Source organism: Serratia sp. GW822-FHT06E05 (assembly GCF_058799445.1).
In genome coordinates this window covers 38,609-54,731 of the sequence record NZ_JBXALM010000001.1, presented here as the reverse complement: position 1 = coordinate 54,731, position 16,123 = coordinate 38,609, and the positions used below count along the sequence as shown (strand labels likewise).

Annotated in this window: 14 protein-coding genes, 1 pseudogene and 1 other annotated feature (1 of these 16 only partly in view); of the genes and pseudogenes, 11 read left to right on the top strand and 4 right to left on the bottom strand. The window is 54.3% G+C overall.

Annotation, left to right across the window (positions count from 1 at the left end):
* Positions 1-61, top strand: a sequence feature (Trp leader region) (it extends 43 nt beyond the left edge of the window).
* 27 nt (positions 62-88) lie between these two features.
* The 6 genes and pseudogenes from AC1RKC_RS00250 (at position 89) to AC1RKC_RS00225 (ending at position 7,170) form a co-directional block, all read left to right on the top strand.
* Positions 89-1,648: an anthranilate synthase component 1 gene (locus tag AC1RKC_RS00250; RefSeq protein ID WP_048758655.1), complete on the top strand. Its 1,560-nt coding sequence runs from the start codon at positions 89-91 to the stop codon at positions 1,646-1,648.
* Positions 1,648-3,243, top strand: a pseudogene (gene trpD, locus AC1RKC_RS00245) (bifunctional anthranilate synthase glutamate amidotransferase component TrpG/anthranilate phosphoribosyltransferase TrpD). The gene AC1RKC_RS00250 and the pseudogene trpD overlap by 1 nt, the downstream one beginning before the upstream one ends.
* 3 nt (positions 3,244-3,246) lie before the next feature.
* Positions 3,247-4,608: a bifunctional indole-3-glycerol-phosphate synthase TrpC/phosphoribosylanthranilate isomerase TrpF gene (trpCF, locus tag AC1RKC_RS00240; RefSeq protein ID WP_493092266.1), complete on the top strand. Its 1,362-nt coding sequence runs from the start codon at positions 3,247-3,249 to the stop codon at positions 4,606-4,608.
* Positions 4,609-4,639: 31 nt separating this feature from the next.
* Positions 4,640-5,830: a tryptophan synthase subunit beta gene (gene trpB, locus AC1RKC_RS00235; RefSeq protein WP_020827155.1), complete on the top strand. Its 1,191-nt coding sequence runs from the start codon at positions 4,640-4,642 to the stop codon at positions 5,828-5,830.
* Positions 5,830-6,636 carry a tryptophan synthase subunit alpha gene (gene trpA, locus AC1RKC_RS00230; protein WP_020827156.1) on the top strand — a complete coding sequence of 269 codons (807 nt, stop codon included), beginning with the start codon at positions 5,830-5,832 and terminating at the stop codon, positions 6,634-6,636. Before trpB ends, trpA begins: the two co-directional genes overlap by 1 nt.
* Before the next feature lie 219 nt (positions 6,637-6,855).
* Positions 6,856-7,170 (top strand): BON domain-containing protein, encoded by a 315-nt coding sequence (locus AC1RKC_RS00225; protein ID WP_020827157.1) that lies wholly within the window; start codon positions 6,856-6,858, stop codon positions 7,168-7,170.
* A 44-nt stretch (positions 7,171-7,214) separates the two neighbouring features.
* On the opposite strand, the gene ompW is transcribed toward AC1RKC_RS00225, so the two are convergent.
* Positions 7,215-7,859 carry an outer membrane protein OmpW gene (gene ompW, locus AC1RKC_RS00220; RefSeq protein ID WP_020827158.1) on the bottom strand — a complete coding sequence of 215 codons (645 nt, stop codon included), beginning with the start codon at positions 7,857-7,859 and terminating at the stop codon, positions 7,215-7,217.
* A gap of 283 nt (positions 7,860-8,142) precedes the next feature.
* On the opposite strand from ompW, the gene AC1RKC_RS00215 reads away from it, so the two are divergent.
* Together AC1RKC_RS00215 and AC1RKC_RS00210 are read left to right on the top strand one after the other, a co-directional pair.
* Positions 8,143-8,583: a YkgJ family cysteine cluster protein gene (locus AC1RKC_RS00215; RefSeq protein WP_020827159.1), complete on the top strand. Its 441-nt coding sequence runs from the start codon at positions 8,143-8,145 to the stop codon at positions 8,581-8,583.
* A gap of 39 nt (positions 8,584-8,622) precedes the next feature.
* Positions 8,623-9,375, top strand: coding sequence for a YciC family protein (locus tag AC1RKC_RS00210; RefSeq protein WP_020827160.1), 753 nt, complete (start codon positions 8,623-8,625; stop codon positions 9,373-9,375).
* A 47-nt stretch (positions 9,376-9,422) separates the two neighbouring features.
* Here the strand turns inward: AC1RKC_RS00210 and AC1RKC_RS00205 are convergent, their stop codons facing one another.
* Positions 9,423-11,126, bottom strand: coding sequence for a SulP family inorganic anion transporter (locus tag AC1RKC_RS00205; RefSeq protein WP_142815113.1), 1,704 nt, complete (start codon positions 11,124-11,126; stop codon positions 9,423-9,425).
* Between the two features lie 234 nt (positions 11,127-11,360).
* Between AC1RKC_RS00205 and AC1RKC_RS00200 the strand changes: the two genes are divergently transcribed.
* The 3 genes from AC1RKC_RS00200 to AC1RKC_RS00190 all read left to right on the top strand — a co-directional run bounded on the left by AC1RKC_RS00200 (position 11,361) and on the right by AC1RKC_RS00190 (position 13,678).
* Positions 11,361-11,900, top strand: a complete 540-nt coding sequence (locus AC1RKC_RS00200) for a septation protein A (protein WP_020827162.1) — start codon at positions 11,361-11,363, stop codon at positions 11,898-11,900.
* Positions 11,901-11,975: 75 nt separating this feature from the next.
* Entirely contained in the window at positions 11,976-12,404 is a 429-nt protein-coding gene (gene yciA / locus AC1RKC_RS00195; RefSeq protein ID WP_020827163.1) for an acyl-CoA thioester hydrolase YciA, read from the top strand.
* Between the two features lie 248 nt (positions 12,405-12,652).
* Positions 12,653-13,678 carry a LacI family DNA-binding transcriptional regulator gene (locus tag AC1RKC_RS00190; protein ID WP_046373386.1) on the top strand — a complete coding sequence of 342 codons (1,026 nt, stop codon included), beginning with the start codon at positions 12,653-12,655 and terminating at the stop codon, positions 13,676-13,678.
* A gap of 10 nt (positions 13,679-13,688) precedes the next feature.
* Here the strand turns inward: AC1RKC_RS00190 and AC1RKC_RS00185 are convergent, their stop codons facing one another.
* On the bottom strand, positions 13,689-14,657 hold the full coding sequence (locus AC1RKC_RS00185; protein ID WP_392455960.1) for a nucleoside hydrolase: 969 nt from the start codon (positions 14,655-14,657) through the stop codon (positions 13,689-13,691).
* Positions 14,654-15,865 carry an MFS transporter TsgA gene (tsgA, locus tag AC1RKC_RS00180; protein ID WP_149573162.1) on the bottom strand — a complete coding sequence of 404 codons (1,212 nt, stop codon included), beginning with the start codon at positions 15,863-15,865 and terminating at the stop codon, positions 14,654-14,656. Before tsgA ends, AC1RKC_RS00185 begins: the two co-directional genes overlap by 4 nt.
* Positions 15,866-16,123: the final 258 nt, after the last annotated feature.

The window sequence follows — 16,123 nt, the reverse complement described above, 5'->3', positions numbered from 1 at the left end:
GCATACCTGTCATCTGACACTGCAGATTCCCTAAGCCCGCTGGTAACGCGGGCTTTTTTATGGACAAATTTTAACTGGAAGACCCAAGATGAACATCAAACCACAGCTTAAATTACTGAAGGCGGAGGCCAGTTACCGGGGCGATCCGACCACTATTTTCCACCAGTTGTGTGGCGCGCGTCCGGCGACCCTACTGTTGGAATCCGCTGAAATCAACAGCAAACAAAACCTGCAAAGCCTGCTGGTGATCGACAGTGCCCTGCGTATCACCGCACTGGGTCGTATCGTCACCCTGCAGGCGCTGACCGCCAACGGTGCGGCAATGCTGCCGCTACTGGATGAGGCGCTGCCGCCTGAAGTACAGATTCAGGTGCGCCCTAACGGCCGGGAACTGACTTTCCCGCCGATTGACGCTATCCAGGATGAAGACGCTCGCCTGCGGTCGCTGTCGGTATTTGACGCGCTGCGCACCCTGCTAACATTGGTGGATTCTCCCGCCGACGAACGTGAAGCCGTCATGCTTGGTGGCTTGTTTGCTTACGATTTGGTCGCTGGCTTCGAAGACCTGCCGGCACTGCGTCAGGATCAGCGCTGCCCGGACTTCTGCTTCTATTTGGCGGAAACCCTGTTGGTGCTGGATCACCAACGCGGCGTCGCCCGTCTGCAGGCCAGCGTATTCACGGCCGACCCGACCGAGGAGCAACGCCTGCAACTGCGCCTGGAACAGCTGCAGGTTCAATTGAAACAGACGCCGCAGCCCATTCCTCACCAGAAGCTGGAAAACATGCAGCTGAGCTGCAACCAGACCGATGAAGAATACGGTGCCGTGGTCAGCGAGCTGCAACAGGCCATTCGTCAGGGTGAAATTTTCCAGGTGGTGCCGTCGCGTCGTTTCTCGCTGCCCTGCCCGGCCCCGCTGGCCGCGTATCAGACGCTGAAAGACAACAACCCAAGCCCCTATATGTTCTTTATGCAGGATGACGAGTTCACCCTGTTCGGCGCGTCGCCGGAAAGTGCCTTGAAATACGACGCCAACAACCGCCAGATTGAAATCTACCCGATTGCCGGTACCCGCCCACGCGGTCGTCGTGCCGACGGTTCACTGGACCTGGATCTGGACAGCCGTATCGAGCTAGAAATGCGTACTGACCATAAAGAGCTGGCCGAGCACCTGATGCTGGTCGATCTGGCGCGAAACGATCTGGCGCGCATCTGCCAGGCTGGCAGCCGCTACGTGGCCGATCTGACCAAAGTGGACCGCTACTCTTTCGTAATGCACCTGGTTTCCCGTGTGATCGGCACCTTGCGCGCCGACCTTGACGTGCTGCACGCCTATCAGGCCTGTATGAACATGGGCACGCTGAGCGGTGCACCTAAAGTGCGCGCCATGCAGCTGATCGCCGCTTCCGAAGGCACCCGTCGTGGCAGCTACGGCGGCGCAGTGGGTTACTTCACCGCCACCGGTGATTTGGATACCTGTATTGTCATCCGTTCCGCGTATGTTGAAGACGGCATTGCCACCGTGCAAGCCGGTGCCGGCGTAGTGCTGGATTCTGTACCACAGGCGGAAGCCGATGAAACCCGTAATAAGGCACGTGCCGTGCTGCGCGCCATTGCCAGTGCGCACCAGGCCAAGGAGGTGTTCTGATGGCCGATATCTTACTGCTCGATAACGTTGATTCCTTTACCTACAACCTGGTCGATCAGCTGCGCGCCAGCGGCCACCAGGTGGTGATCTATCGCAACCAAATTTCTGCCGAGGTGATTATCGAGCGCCTGCAGCAACTGACCCAACCGGTGCTGATGCTGTCTCCTGGCCCGGGCACACCGGCCGAAGCCGGTTGCATGCCGGAACTGTTGCAGCGCCTGCGCGGCCAGTTACCCATTATCGGCATCTGTCTGGGCCATCAGGCAATCGTCGAAGCCTATGGCGGGCACGTCGGCCAGGCTGGGGAAATCCTGCATGGCAAGGCGTCGGCCATCAGCCACGATGGCGAAGGGATGTTTGCCGGTATGGTGAACCCACTGCCGGTAGCCCGTTATCATTCCCTGGTCGGCAGCAATATCCCGGCCGAACTCACCGTTAACGCCCACTTCGGCGACATGGTGATGGCAGTACGTCATGACAAGCATCGCGTATGCGGTTTCCAGTTCCATCCGGAATCTATCCTGACCACTCACGGCGCGCGTTTGCTTGAGCAAACTCTGGCCTGGGCGCTGGCGAAATAACGAGAGGAAACGACGATGCAAACTATTCTTGAAAAACTGTACCGCTCAGAGTCGATGAATCAGCAGGAAAGCCAGCAGTTGTTCAGCGCCATTGTTCGCGGTGAGCTGGAGCCAAGCCAGTTGGCCGCGGCGCTGATCAGCATGAAAATTCGCGGCGAACGTCCGGAAGAGATCGCCGGCGCGGCTAAAGCGCTGCTGGCCGATGCCCTGCCGTTCCCGCGCCCGGACTACCCGTTTGCCGATATCGTCGGCACCGGCGGTGACGGCACCAACAGCATTAATATTTCCACCGCCAGCGCCTTTGTGGCGGCCGCGTGCGGCGCCAAAGTGGCAAAACACGGTAACCGCAGCGTTTCCAGCCGGTCAGGATCATCCGATCTGCTGGCGGCGTTCGGCATTCGTCTGGATCTGCCAGCGGAACAGGCGCGCCAAGCGCTGGATGACCTGGGCGTATGCTTCCTGTTTGCGCCGCAGTATCACACCGGTTTCCGCCATGCGATGCCGGTACGTCAGCAGTTGAAAACCCGTACGGTATTCAACGTACTTGGCCCATTGATCAACCCGGCGCGTCCGCCGCTGGCGCTGATCGGCGTTTATAGCCCGGAATTGGTGCTGCCGATTGCCGAAACCCTGCGCGTGCTGGGTTACCAACGAGCCGCTGTTGTGCACGGCGGTGGCATGGATGAAGTGGCGATCCACACCGCGACCCACGTGGCCGAGCTGAACAACGGCGAAATTGAAAGCTATCAGCTGACGCCAGAATCCTTCGGGCTGCAACGCTACCCGCTGGAGGCCCTGCTGGGCGGTTCGCCGGAAGAAAATCGTGACATTCTGGCAAGGTTGTTACAAGGTAAAGGTGACCCGGCGCACGCCGCTGCGGTGGCCGCTAACGTGGCGCTGCTGCTGAAGTTATTCGGGCATGAAGACCTGCGCCAAAACGCGCAGCAGGCACTGGACATGATTCACAGCGGGAAAGCTTACGAGCGCGTAACCGCACTGGCAGCAAGAGGATAAATGATGCAGGAAACCGTGCTCAACAAGATTGTTCGTGATAAAGCGCAATGGGTCGCAGCACGACAGCAACAACAGCCACTGGCCAGTTTTCAAAATGAAATCGTCCCCAGCGAGCGTGGCTTTTATCACGCGCTGCAGGGTGCCAGAACGGCGTTTATTCTTGAATGTAAAAAGGCATCCCCTTCCAAAGGATTAATCCGCGAGAATTTCGATCCCGTGGAAATTGCTTCGGTCTACAAAGATTTCGCCTCGGCGATCTCGGTGTTGACCGATGAAAAATACTTCCAGGGCAGCTTCGACTTCCTGCCGCTGGTCAGCAAGACGGTGACACAGCCGGTGCTGTGCAAAGACTTTATTATCGACCCGTATCAGATCTATCTGGCGCGCTTCTATCAGGCCGACGCCATTCTGCTGATGCTGTCCGTGCTGAACGACGATCAGTACCGTCAATTGGCTGCGGTTGCGCACAGCCTGAACATGGGCGTGCTGACCGAAGTGATCAGCGAAGAAGAGCTGCAACGGGCCATTGCTTTGGAAGCGCGCGTGGTCGGTATCAATAACCGCGATCTGCGTGACCTGAGTATCGATCTGGATCGCACTCGCCAGTTGGCGCCTCGCGTCCCACACGGGGTGACGGTGATCAGCGAATCCGGCATCAACAATTACGGTCAGATCCGCGAACTGAGCCACTTTGCCAACGGTTTCCTGATTGGCAGCGCATTAATGTCGGAAACCGATCTCCGTGCCGCCGTTCGCCGGGTGATCCTGGGCGACAACAAAGTCTGCGGGCTGACCCGTCCGCAGGATGCCAGCGCGGCCTATCAGGCAGGTGCGGTGTATGGCGGACTGATTTTCGTCGGGCGTTCACCGCGCTATGTTGATATCAACCGCGCCCGTGAAGTTATCTCGAGTGCCCCCCTGAAATATGTCGGCGTATTCTGCGACGCGCAGGTAGAGACCCTGGTTAAAACCGTCGAACGCCTGGGGCTGAAAGCGGTGCAACTGCACGGTTCGGAAGATCAGGCCTATATCAGCGCCCTGCGCGCCGAACTGCCTGCCGAGTGCCAGATTTGGAAAGCCTTGAGCGTAAAAGACCATTTACCGCAGCGCGATTTGCAGCACGTTGACCGTTATCTGCTGGATAACGGCGCGGGTGGCACCGGGCAGCGTTTCGACTGGTCGGTACTGCACGGCGAAAACCTGGAAAACGTGATGCTGGCCGGTGGCCTGAGCGCAGACAACTGCGTTGACGCAGCCAAACTCGGCTGTGCCGGGTTGGACTTTAACTCCGGCGTAGAGAGCCAGCCCGGCATTAAGGATCCTGCCCGCCTGGCGGCGGTGTTCCAGACCCTGCGCGCTTACTAATTATGATTAACGGATAATAACGGGAACTAAAATGACGCTGCTTAACCCCTACTTCGGCGAATTTGGTGGCCAATATGTGCCGCAGATTCTGATGCCGGCCTTAAAACAACTGGAAGAAGCCTTTGTCAGCGCCCAGCGCGATCCAGAATTCCAGGCTGAATTTATCGACCTGTTGAAAAACTACGCCGGTCGCCCGACGGCTTTGACGCTGTGCAAAAACCTCACTGCCGGTACCAAAACCAAGCTATATCTGAAGCGTGAAGATCTGCTGCACGGTGGCGCGCACAAAACTAACCAGGTATTGGGTCAGGCGCTGTTGGCCAAGCGCATGGGCAAAACCGAAATCATCGCCGAGACCGGTGCCGGTCAACACGGCGTTGCCTCCGCACTGGCCTGTGCTCTGCTCGGCCTGAAGTGCCGCATTTATATGGGCGCCAAAGATATCGAGCGCCAGTCACCCAACGTCTTCCGCATGCGCCTGATGGGAGCAGAAGTGATCCCGGTGCACAGCGGTTCCTCCACGCTGAAAGATGCCTGTAACGAAGCGCTGCGCGACTGGTCCGGCAGCTACAAAACCGCCCACTATATGCTGGGTACCGCTGCAGGTCCGCACCCGTATCCGACGATTGTGCGTGAATTCCAGCGCATGATCGGCGAAGAAACCAAAGCACAAATGCTGGAACGTGAAGGCCGTCTGCCGGATGCCGTACTGGCCTGCGTTGGCGGTGGCTCGAACGCCATCGGTATGTTTGCCGACTTTATCGACGATACCAGCGTTGGGTTGATCGGCGTTGAACCTGCAGGTTTAGGGATTGAAACCGGCCAGCACGGCGCACCGCTCAAACACGGTCACGTGGGCATCTATTTCGGCATGAAGGCGCCGATGATGCAGACTTCCGAAGGCCAGATCGAAGAGTCCTACTCGATTTCCGCCGGCTTGGACTTCCCTTCAGTCGGGCCGCAACACGCCTATCTGAACAGCATCGGTCGGGCTGAATACGTGTCTATTACCGATGACGAAGCGCTGGACGCTTTCAAAGCGCTGTCGCGTAGCGAAGGGATTATCCCGGCGCTGGAGTCTTCCCATGCTCTGGCGCACGCACTGAAAATGATCCGTGAAACGCCGCAAAAAGAACAGATTCTGGTGGTTAACCTGTCCGGCCGCGGCGACAAAGACATATTTACCGTTCACGACATTCTGAAAGCTCGGGGAGAAATCTGATGGAACGTTACCAACAACTGTTCAACCGTCTGGCAGATAAGAAAGAAGGCGCGTTCGTCCCGTTCGTTACCCTCGGCGATCCGAACCCGGCGCTTTCGTTGCAGATCGTCGATACCCTGGTGGAAGCCGGTGCCGACGCGCTGGAACTGGGCATTCCGTTCTCCGATCCGCTGGCCGATGGCCCAACGATTCAAAGTGCTGCGCTGCGCGCCTTCGCCTCAGGCGTGACGCCAACCCAGTGCTTCGAAATGCTGGCGGCGATCCGCCAGAAACACCCGAGCATTCCTATCGGTCTGCTGATGTACGCCAACCTGGTGTTCCATAAAGGCATCGATGCGTTTTACCAACGCTGTGCCGAAGTCGGCGTTGATTCGGTACTGATTGCCGACGTGCCATATGAAGAGTCCGCGCCATTCCGTGCTGCAGCAACGCGCCATGGCATTGCACCTATCTTTATCTGCCCACCCAATGCAGACGACGATTTACTGCGTGAAATATCCTCACACGGCCGTGGCTACACCTACCTGTTGTCTCGTGCGGGCGTCACCGGCACCGAAAGTCGCGCTGAATTGCCACTTCATCACCTGGTGAATAAATTGCGCGAATATCATGCGGCACCGCCGCTGCAAGGGTTTGGCATTTCCGAACCGGCGCAGGTACGCGATGCGCTGCAGGCCGGTGCTGCCGGGGCGATATCCGGTTCGGCTATCGTTAAAATTATCGAGCAGAATCAAGCTAATCCGACAGAAATGCTGACGAAACTGGCGAGTTTTACGCGTGAAATGAAAGCGGCTACCCGGGCATAAGGCTTCAACGGCGGGTGCAGAAGATTGCGCCTGCCGATAACATCTTGTTTACCCTCAAAGTTGTGCGATTTTTTTTACATCTAAAGTTTGAACAAACCCAATTCTTGTCTCACACTTAGCGTTGCGCGTCGGGCATTTCTTTATTTTTAGGGGTGCACTACGTCTTCAGGTGAAAACCCGAATGTAGTTTCAACAATAACATTGCATGGAGAGTAATTTATGAAGCTATTTAAAACCCTTTCAGTCTTATGCATGGCTGCCGTTGTGGCATTCGCAGTGAGTGCCTGCGCGCCAACAGCGAAATCTGAAGGGACTGGCGGTTATATTGATGACACGGTAGTGACGACCAAGGTGAAGTCAGCGCTGCTGGCGGATAAAACCATCAAATCTACCGAAATCAGCGTCGAGACCTTTAAAGGTCGTGTGCAATTGAGTGGCTTTGTCACTTCGAGCGCCGATGCCAACCGTGCGGTGCAGGTAACTCGTGGCGTAGCGGGTGTGAAATCCGTCGAGAACGTCATGCAGATCAAGTAAAAATAAAACGGAGGCGCTGTATGCGCCTCCCTGTTCCACCGCTATCAGAAACGATAACCTGCCCCGAACATAAATACCCACGGATCCAAACGCGTATCTATGCTGTGATGATTACCGGCCGCATCGTCAAAGCGTGTTTTGGTTTCGATGTTCATCCACCAGACTGACATGTTCAGCATCCAGTGCTCATCCAGGTTGTAATCCAGGCCCGCCTGCGCGGCCACACCCCAGGAGTCTTTCAAACTCAGGTTGCTCAACCCGGCATCTTTGCCGTTGTCGTTGAATTTTTCATCGAAGAAGGTGGTGTAGTTCACGCCCACGCCCAGATACGGACGCAGTTTGTCCTGCTTGTCGCCAAAGTAATACTGCGCCATCAGGCTCGGCGGCAAGTCGTGCACCGTAGCGATATCACCGTTCACGGCGGAACCGTTCAAGCCCACCTTGTGGCGAAACGGCGTTGCGGCCAGCAGTTCGACACCAATATTGTCCGTAACCATATAGCCGAAGGTCAGGCCAAGCTGGGTGTTATTATTGGCGCTGAATGAGCCCTGCCCAAGTACATCATCCGATCCGGCATTTGGTCGTACGGTCGCAGAACCTGCACGGAAAAGAAAATCGCCTGCCTGATGCGCACTTGCCAACATAGGGGCCATCATCGCCGCCAATACCACCAGAGTTGTCTTTTTCATTATCCATTCCATTTGTGTGGTTATCATCCAAGGGGAATATACCTACTTACGGGTATTTATGATCCCATCGAGATCACATCTTATGTGTAAAAATTTTAATTCCTACTAAAAACAAGGTTACCTAAGAGACTAATAAATCGAGAATTGATCTGAATCAAAAAACGCTTTTTGTTGCAAATTATTTACATGTTCAAATATCAGTTGCTAAAAAAAACGCCGCTGCGTAATTTCATCTTCCGTGTTGGTTTTGGTTGGTGTCGTAAGGAGTCGGCGGGCAATCAAGATGAGCGAAATTCAAAATCCCTGTGTCAGTTGCGGCGCATGCTGCGGCTATTTTCGAGTGTCATTCTATTGGGCCGAAGCGGAAGATGGCGGCGGCGTGGTTCCTTTATCCCTAACAGAGCCGTTAACCCCCTTCCTGCGCTGTATGCAGGGGACCAACAGCAAGTCCCCACGCTGCACCGCACTCGACGGCGAAATCGGCAAAGCGGTTTCCTGTTCTATTTATCTTAATCGCCCCAGCCCCTGCCGTGAGTTCGATCAGTCGGGAGAGAATGGCCTGCGTAACGAAGCGTGCGACCGCGCTCGCGAACGTTATGGCCTGCCGCCATTGCCGGTTCCGTTGCCACTTTCTTTACCGATCGCCAAGATCGACGAAGAAATAGCCGTAGTGCAATTCGCGGGGTGCCACAGCGACGTGGAACAGGGTACAATCGCCCACTGATTTTGATTTATCTCTGTTTCTCGATGCCAAGGAGTCTGCATGCCTATCACGGCCAACACGTTGTACCGTGACAGTTTTAATTTTTTCCGTAACCAACTGGCCAGTATTCTGATACTGGCGCTGTTGACTGCGTTCATCTCTGTGATGCTCAATCAGGTTTTCAGCCCTGACATCGAGCAGTTGAAGATTCTGAGCGCAACGGAAGGTGACTTTGCTGCGTCCGCCGGTATGGGGATCCAGGAAATCATTCAACAAATGACGCCTGAACAGCAGATGGTGTTATTGAAGGTCTCAGCCGCCGCCACTTTCTCTGCGTTAGTGGGTAACGTGCTGCTGGTAGGCGGGATGTTGACGCTGGTTCGCCTGGTTTCTCAGGGGCAACGCCTGAGCGCCCTGCGCGCTATCGGGGCTTCCGCGCCGGAACTGCCGCGCTTGCTGCTGCTGCTGTTTATTTGCACGCTGCTGATCCAACTGGGGCTGACGCTGTTTGTCGTGCCGGGTGTGATTATGGCGATCGCCTTCTCGCTGGCCCCGGTAATCACCACCGCCGACAAGAAAGGCGTGTTCGCGTCGATCAAACTGAGCTGCAAACTGGCTTTCGCCAATGCGCGCGTGATTGTTCCGGCAATGATGCTGTGGCTGGCAGCCAAGCTGCTGGTGCTGTTTATGGTGAGCCACCTGTCGGTGCTGACCCCGAACGTCGCCAGCGTGGTTCTGACGGCTCTGAGCAACCTGGTTTCCGCCCTGTTGCTGATTTACCTGTTCCGCCTGTATATGCTGCTGCGCAGCTGATCTTGCGACAGGATGCAAAAAAGGCACGCTTCTGCGTGCCTTTTTGCTTATGAGGCCGCGGCTGGTTCCGCCTGCTCCTTGCTTTGAATCAGCTTCAGTGCCAGGTACAAATCCGGTACCAGTATTAATTCCCGATCGCGTCCTACCCGGTTGATGCGGAACCAGCGCGTCAATTCGGTGCGTCGCCCTGCCAACACCAATTTAACGTTACGCTGTAACAAATCACGTTTCAACTCATCAATTGCCGCCAGGACGCTGATATCGGCATGGGTAAAGCTGGCCACGGCGTCCACCACCACCCAGCGCGGTTGAAACGGCGTGCTATCCACCAGGTTCAGGATCCGTCGTTTGAAATACGCCACGTTGAAATAGGTCAACGGCGAGTTGAAGCGATACATCATCACCCCAGGCACCGGCTTAATGCCGTTATTGTTGCCCATCGAGTGGATCATGCCTTCGTCATTGACGCCCAACAGCTGCTCCGTCGGGCGGAATACCGTGCGCAAGAACTGCATCAACCCCAGTAATACCGCCAGGCCAATACCGCTGATTACCCCCACCAGCAGTACACAAAGGAAGGTAAACATCGCCAACCTGAAGGCCTGCGCATTGCGGCGCCGCATGATCCAGATACCGCGAATATCCAACAGCGACCAGGCGGCATACATCAGTACCACCCCCAGACCTGCCACCGGAATAAACTGCAATGGAGCCATCAGAAACAGCAACACGAAGGCAATCACCCCTGCCGCAATGATCGACACCAGTTGGCTCTTGCCACCGTTGGCGTCATTGACAGCCGTGCGCGAATCCGCCCCGCTGATGGCGAAACCCTGCGATAACGCCGAGACGATGTTCACCAGCCCCAGTGCGCGAAACTCCGCGTCCGCATTAACCTCATAGCCGTTCTTGGCCGCAAAGCTGCGGGCGGTCAGCATCATGCTGACGAAGCTCACGACCGCCAGGTTAAGCGCCGGGATCACCATATCGCGCAGCAAGCCTGGCTGAAAATCCGGCCACTGCACGATCGGCAATACGTCGCTAAAACCGCCAACCGTCACTACGCCGTGCTGCTGCAGCCCACCGGCCCAGGTAACAAAGGCCGCCAAAACGATGGCAAACAGCGGAGCTGGCCAGTTAGGCCGCCATTTTTTGAACCCGATCAGCGTAACCAGGGTCAGCAGCGAAACCGCCATGGTCAATACATCGCTGTGCATCAGATTGCCCGGTAAAGCGTAGATTCGCTCGATCAACTGCGCCGGATGCATGCCGAAACCCAGTACCTTGCCAATCTGATCGACCATGATGGTAATAGCCACCCCGTTGAGCAGCCCGCTGAGTATCGGTCTGGAGAGCAAGTCAGCAAGCGCGCCCAGCTTGAAACGGCTGGCTAACAGACACCAGGCGCCCATCATCGCCGTCATCATGATGGTAAGCTGCCAGTGGCGTTCCATGTTGCCCGCCGCCAGCGGCGTCACCACCGCGGCAATGACCGCACAGGTTGCAGCATCCGGCCCGACAATGAGCTGGCGTGAGGAACCGAAGAAGGCATAGGCAACCATCGGCAAAATACAGGAATAAAGCCCCACCACCGGACTAACCCCGGCCAATTCGGCATAGGCAATTGCCACCGGCAAGGCAACGGCGGCAACGGAAAGGCCGGCACGAATGTCCGGTTTAAGCCAACTGCGTTGATACCCTAATAAATGCGTCAAACCGGGCGTTAGCGCCTGGAGAGATTTCCACTGCATAACCTGTTTTCCGTTATAAATTATCCGGCTATTATTGGGCGTATCATGCGATGCCAATGCCGCGCTGGCAATCCACACGCTGCGAACTCGCGACTTCAATCGTAAGTTTATGCAAATTCCTGCTTTCATGGCGGAAATCCGTTGGCCAAACGCCGATAATCAGCGCTTCCCAGCGGTACACAGAACCCGCCAAATCCGGTATAGTCGGCCGATGAACAGATGATGGATTGATTTATGAAGCAGTTTCTTGATTTCCTCCCGCTAATTGTCTTTTTCGCCTTTTATAAGCTCTACGATATTTACGTGGCCTCTGGCGCGCTGATTGTCGCCACCGCCCTGGCACTGGTGTTCACCTGGTTCAAGTACCGCAAAATCGAGAAGATGACGCTGATCACCTTCCTGATGGTGCTGGTGTTCGGCACCCTGACGTTGGTGTTCCATAACGATTTGTTTATCAAATGGAAAGTGACCATCATCTACACGCTGTTCGCGCTGGCGCTGCTGATCAGCCAACTGGTGCTCAAGAAGCCGTTGGTGCAGCGCATGCTGGGGAAAGAGCTGACGCTGCCGGATAAAGTCTGGAACAACCTCAATCTGGCCTGGGCGGTTTTCTTCCTGGTCTGCGGCCTGGCGAACATCTACGTCGCTTTCTGGCTGCCTCAAAGCGTTTGGGTCAATTTTAAGGTGTTCGGCCTGACCGCGCTGACGCTGGTATTTACCCTGCTAAGCGGTATTTATATTTATCGGCACATGCCGGAAGAACAGAAAAAATAGTTACAAAATTGTTAATGCCCGTAGTCCTTGCTACGGGCAGTATAGTGAAATCCCTTCTTTGATAAGCAGACAGCTATGACTCAACAACGACCTTTACCCAGTGGCGAAATGGTGCTGCGCACGCTGGCGATGCCGGCTGATACCAACGCCAACGGTGATATTTTTGGCGGCTGGCTGATGTCGCAGATGGACATCGGCGGCGCTATTCAGGCAAAAGAAATTGCCGAGGGACGCGTAGTAACAGTACGCGTCGATGGTATGACCTTCCTGAAACCTGTCGCCGTGGGTGATGTGGTATGTTGCTATGCGCACTGTATCCGTACCGGGCGCAGTTCTATCACCATCAATATCGAAGTGTGGGTCAAGAAAGTGTCCTCCGCCCCGATAGGCCAGCGTTATCGCGCAACCGAGGCAGTATTTACCTATGTCGCGGTGGACGATGAGGGCAACTCACGGGCCCTGCCCGACGGAAAAATGAATTTCCGTGTAGGTTTCGATGAATAAGCCGTAGCGACAAAATTCGTTTTCAATTAGCCCGATGCACCCCATCGGGCTTTTTTATTGCTGCAGGTTAATCAACGCGTTTCAATAACGCCTTTTGGCGGTTAAAGGCCTGTATCTTGATTTTGCTTGTGTATAATCAACCGGGTACCCTCACGACGTGGGACGCCAGAGTCGGCCTATCGCTATCTTGGTCAGTGCTCCGCCTATCAATTCATCTTGTGGCATAAAACTGAGGTTATAAGTAGAGAATGGCTACCCTTAAAGACGTTGCACGCCATGCCGGTGTCTCTGTAACAACCGTATCTAACTTTATTAATAATAAAAAAAAGCTAAAAGATGATACCCGGCAGAGCATTCTGGAAGCCATTCAGGCTACCGGCTACCGACACAATGCCTTGGCCGCCTCACTCAAGAAAAACTCTGCCAGTTTAAAAAGCATTGGCATCATTTCTATCGTCGACCAAAACCCCTTTTTCTCCGAGCTGTTTTTCAAGCTGGAAAATGAATGCTTCAAGCAGGACTTTACCGTTATCTCCTGCTTCCGCCATGCCGATAAAGAGGATTTGCATACCTACATTAATTTAATGTCGGGCCGCGTGGACGGCATCATCCTCATATCGTTGAAGCGCGACAAAATTGATACCGTAATCAAACAGATCCATGCGGTGCCGGTGGTGGCTATCGCTTTCGATATCGGTGATGTGATGAGTTTGTGCGGGGGTACAGAGTTCAATTTACATAATGAGACTGGCGGCTATATAGCAGGACGGTTCTTGCTGTCCAAAGGGCACAAAAAAATTGCCTGTGTGACCGGGCCCAAAGCGTTAAAGACCACAACAAACCGTATCGCGGGTCTGAAAAAAGCACTGGGGGAATTTAACCTGCCTGAAGACTCCGTCGACTATATCGAAGGAAACTACACCTATCAGAGCGGCGTTGACGCCATGTATCAACTTTTCTCCTCCGCAGCGTTACCAACGGCCATTATCTGTCATAACGATTTAATGGCCATTGGCGTACAGAATGCGGCGAATGAACTGGGCTTGAAGATCCCCAGGGAGCTTTCAGTCATGGGTTACGATGATATAGAAATGTCCAAATTGTCTTTCCCGTCACTCTCCACGGTTAGAATTCCTTTGGACGACATTGCTTACCAAGCCCTGGAAGGCCTGACCATGAAAATGTCTCATCCAGGGAGTAAAGCCATAATATCAATAACACCTAGTCTGGTCGTCCGGGGATCGGTCAGTGAACCCGTCGATTTCGGAAAATGACGTTCAGAAACTAAACCGTCGCCTTCTCCACCATGGTCGCCATATAGAGGTCAAGCACCCCCTGGTGATCAACCTGAACGCAAACACGTTGCTTCGGTTTCCCGCTCCACTCATCAATCGGGTAACGTTTCCCCCCCTCTTTAAGCAGGGTATGCCCGATGGCCGGCCCTTCAGTAATCACCCGTATAGCGCCGACTTTGACGTCGAACAGCTCAGGGGCAATCGCATAGGCAATGGCCGAAGAGTCGTGCACATAAAACCCTTCCATACCCACTTCCCGTTGATGAAAGTCCGCATAAAAGCGCGTTATGCGATAAATGAACTCACCGTATCGGGCTGAATCCAGACGTAGTCGATCAATATATTCGCCGGTCATTACCGTTTGCTGAGTAACGTCCAGCCCAACGACAGTCACCGGCCAGTCAGCGGTCATCACCCTGTCGGCCGCATGCGGGTCGCCGATGATATTGGCTTCCGCGAAGGGAGTCACATTGCCCGTATGGCCGTTATGGCCAAATGCTCCGCCCATCACAATCACTTCTTTGACCAGGCCGGCAATGCTGGGATCCTTTTCAACCGCCAAAGCCAGATTGGTTAACCTGCCGACGGCGATTAAGGTAATCTCGCCCGGATGGGCTTTTACGCTATCGATAATGTAGTCATGAGCCGCTCGCTTATCGATGCCGTGATACTCCCCCGCAGGAATATCTATATCCCCCAATCCATTTAACCCATGGACAAAAGTGGTTGGCTCACCCGCCGCGACGACCAGCGGGGTATCTGCACCCATCGCAACATCCGCAGTCAGACCAAACCGCTGCTTGATATACAGCGCATTTCTGGTGGCATTCTCGATAGTCGCATTGCCAAAAACGGTGGTAATCCCCATCAGCTCTATCTCGGAACTGGCATGTGCCAGCAGCATCGCCATGCTGTCGTCAATGCCGGGATCCGTATCAAAAATGACTTTTCTCTTCATGAATATATTTCCTTTGTGGATTTGGTGTTTTCAATCTTCTCAAGTATCAGACAGGCAACAATGGCGATACAGACGGCGGTAAAGCCCAGGACCGTCATGACCATCGCGCTGGCCACCCCGAACCGATCAACGATGGCGGCAGACAAAGCCGGAGAAATCGTGCTGCCCACGGTTCCGCACGTCAGTAAAAAGGTAACCAGCACGGCCGGAGAATTTTTCACCTGTTGAGAGCCAACGGAAATGCCTAATTTATAGACGCACGAGGTCAGGAAACCGAAGCCGAGTGTGAGGCTCAGGAAAACTTTCGGATTGGGGGTCATGCTTAAGTAAAAGGTCAGCACAATGGCGATGATAGAGACTGCCACCAGCATTTTTCGCGCCGGGATCCTGTTAACCAAGACGGCCGCGGTGATCAAACCAAACACGGATGGCCCCCAATAGTTGCCCACTGCCGCACCCGATTCCACCGCGGATAAACCAAACGTCTGCTGCAAGTAACTGGGCGACCAGGTCAGGAAAGTACTCTGAGCAAACAGGTAAACACCGAGCGCAAACCCCATTAAAACCACTCTGGGGGTCATCACCTCTTTCCAGTTAAACCTGGCGCCTGGGGTGTTTGCTTTATCGGCTTCGGCCAAATCCCCTTTCGGATATTTCAATATAAAGGTACTGATAAACACCAGCGCGGCAATCACGCCCGCCAGTCCGTAGGCGGTAGTCCATTGCATATTGGCCGCAATGATCATTGTCGCCATCGAGGGAAAGATAAAACCGGAAGCGCTAAATGCACAATCAGTGGCGATAAAGGCAGAAGCACGTTTGTTTTCGTTGAAAACTTTGGAGATAAGCACTGCGCCGCCCGACAAACCGGTGCCGCAGCAGGTGCCCAAAACAAAAAGATAGAACGAAACAACAAACGGATTTCTGACATCCAGAAACACCAATGCGGCCAGAACAACCAGGAAAATGGCATAGGTGACGCGCAGGATGTGACGGATCTCAAATCGGGAATACACCGCCATCGAGATGAACGTTCCCAAAAGCGTGCCGCCGGTCAGGTAAGAAAACATCGCCGCGGCGTCCGTGATGCCCATACCCAGATAAACTGACATCGGTTTAATAACAATGCCTATCTGAGTGAGGAGACCCGCCATCACCATATAGGTCATAAATGAGACAGACAGTAAGCTGGCTTGGTAAGAACTCATGGTTTTCCCCGAAAAGGTTTAACGTTACACCATTTCATTTTGTTTTATGCGCCGAAAAGTTGAAGTGATCGGGTTCACAATTAAGTTAAATGAGCGTTAATGTTGCGTGAAGTGAGAGAGCGATCGGCTTTTGTTCAATAAATCAGGTTTAGGTGCGTGTTTCACTGTCAGGCGCAGTGAGGCAGGTTTTCTATAGCAGGACTTATAAAGGTTTATCGTTACACCATTTAGCTTCAATAAAACGTATTGCAGGATTAA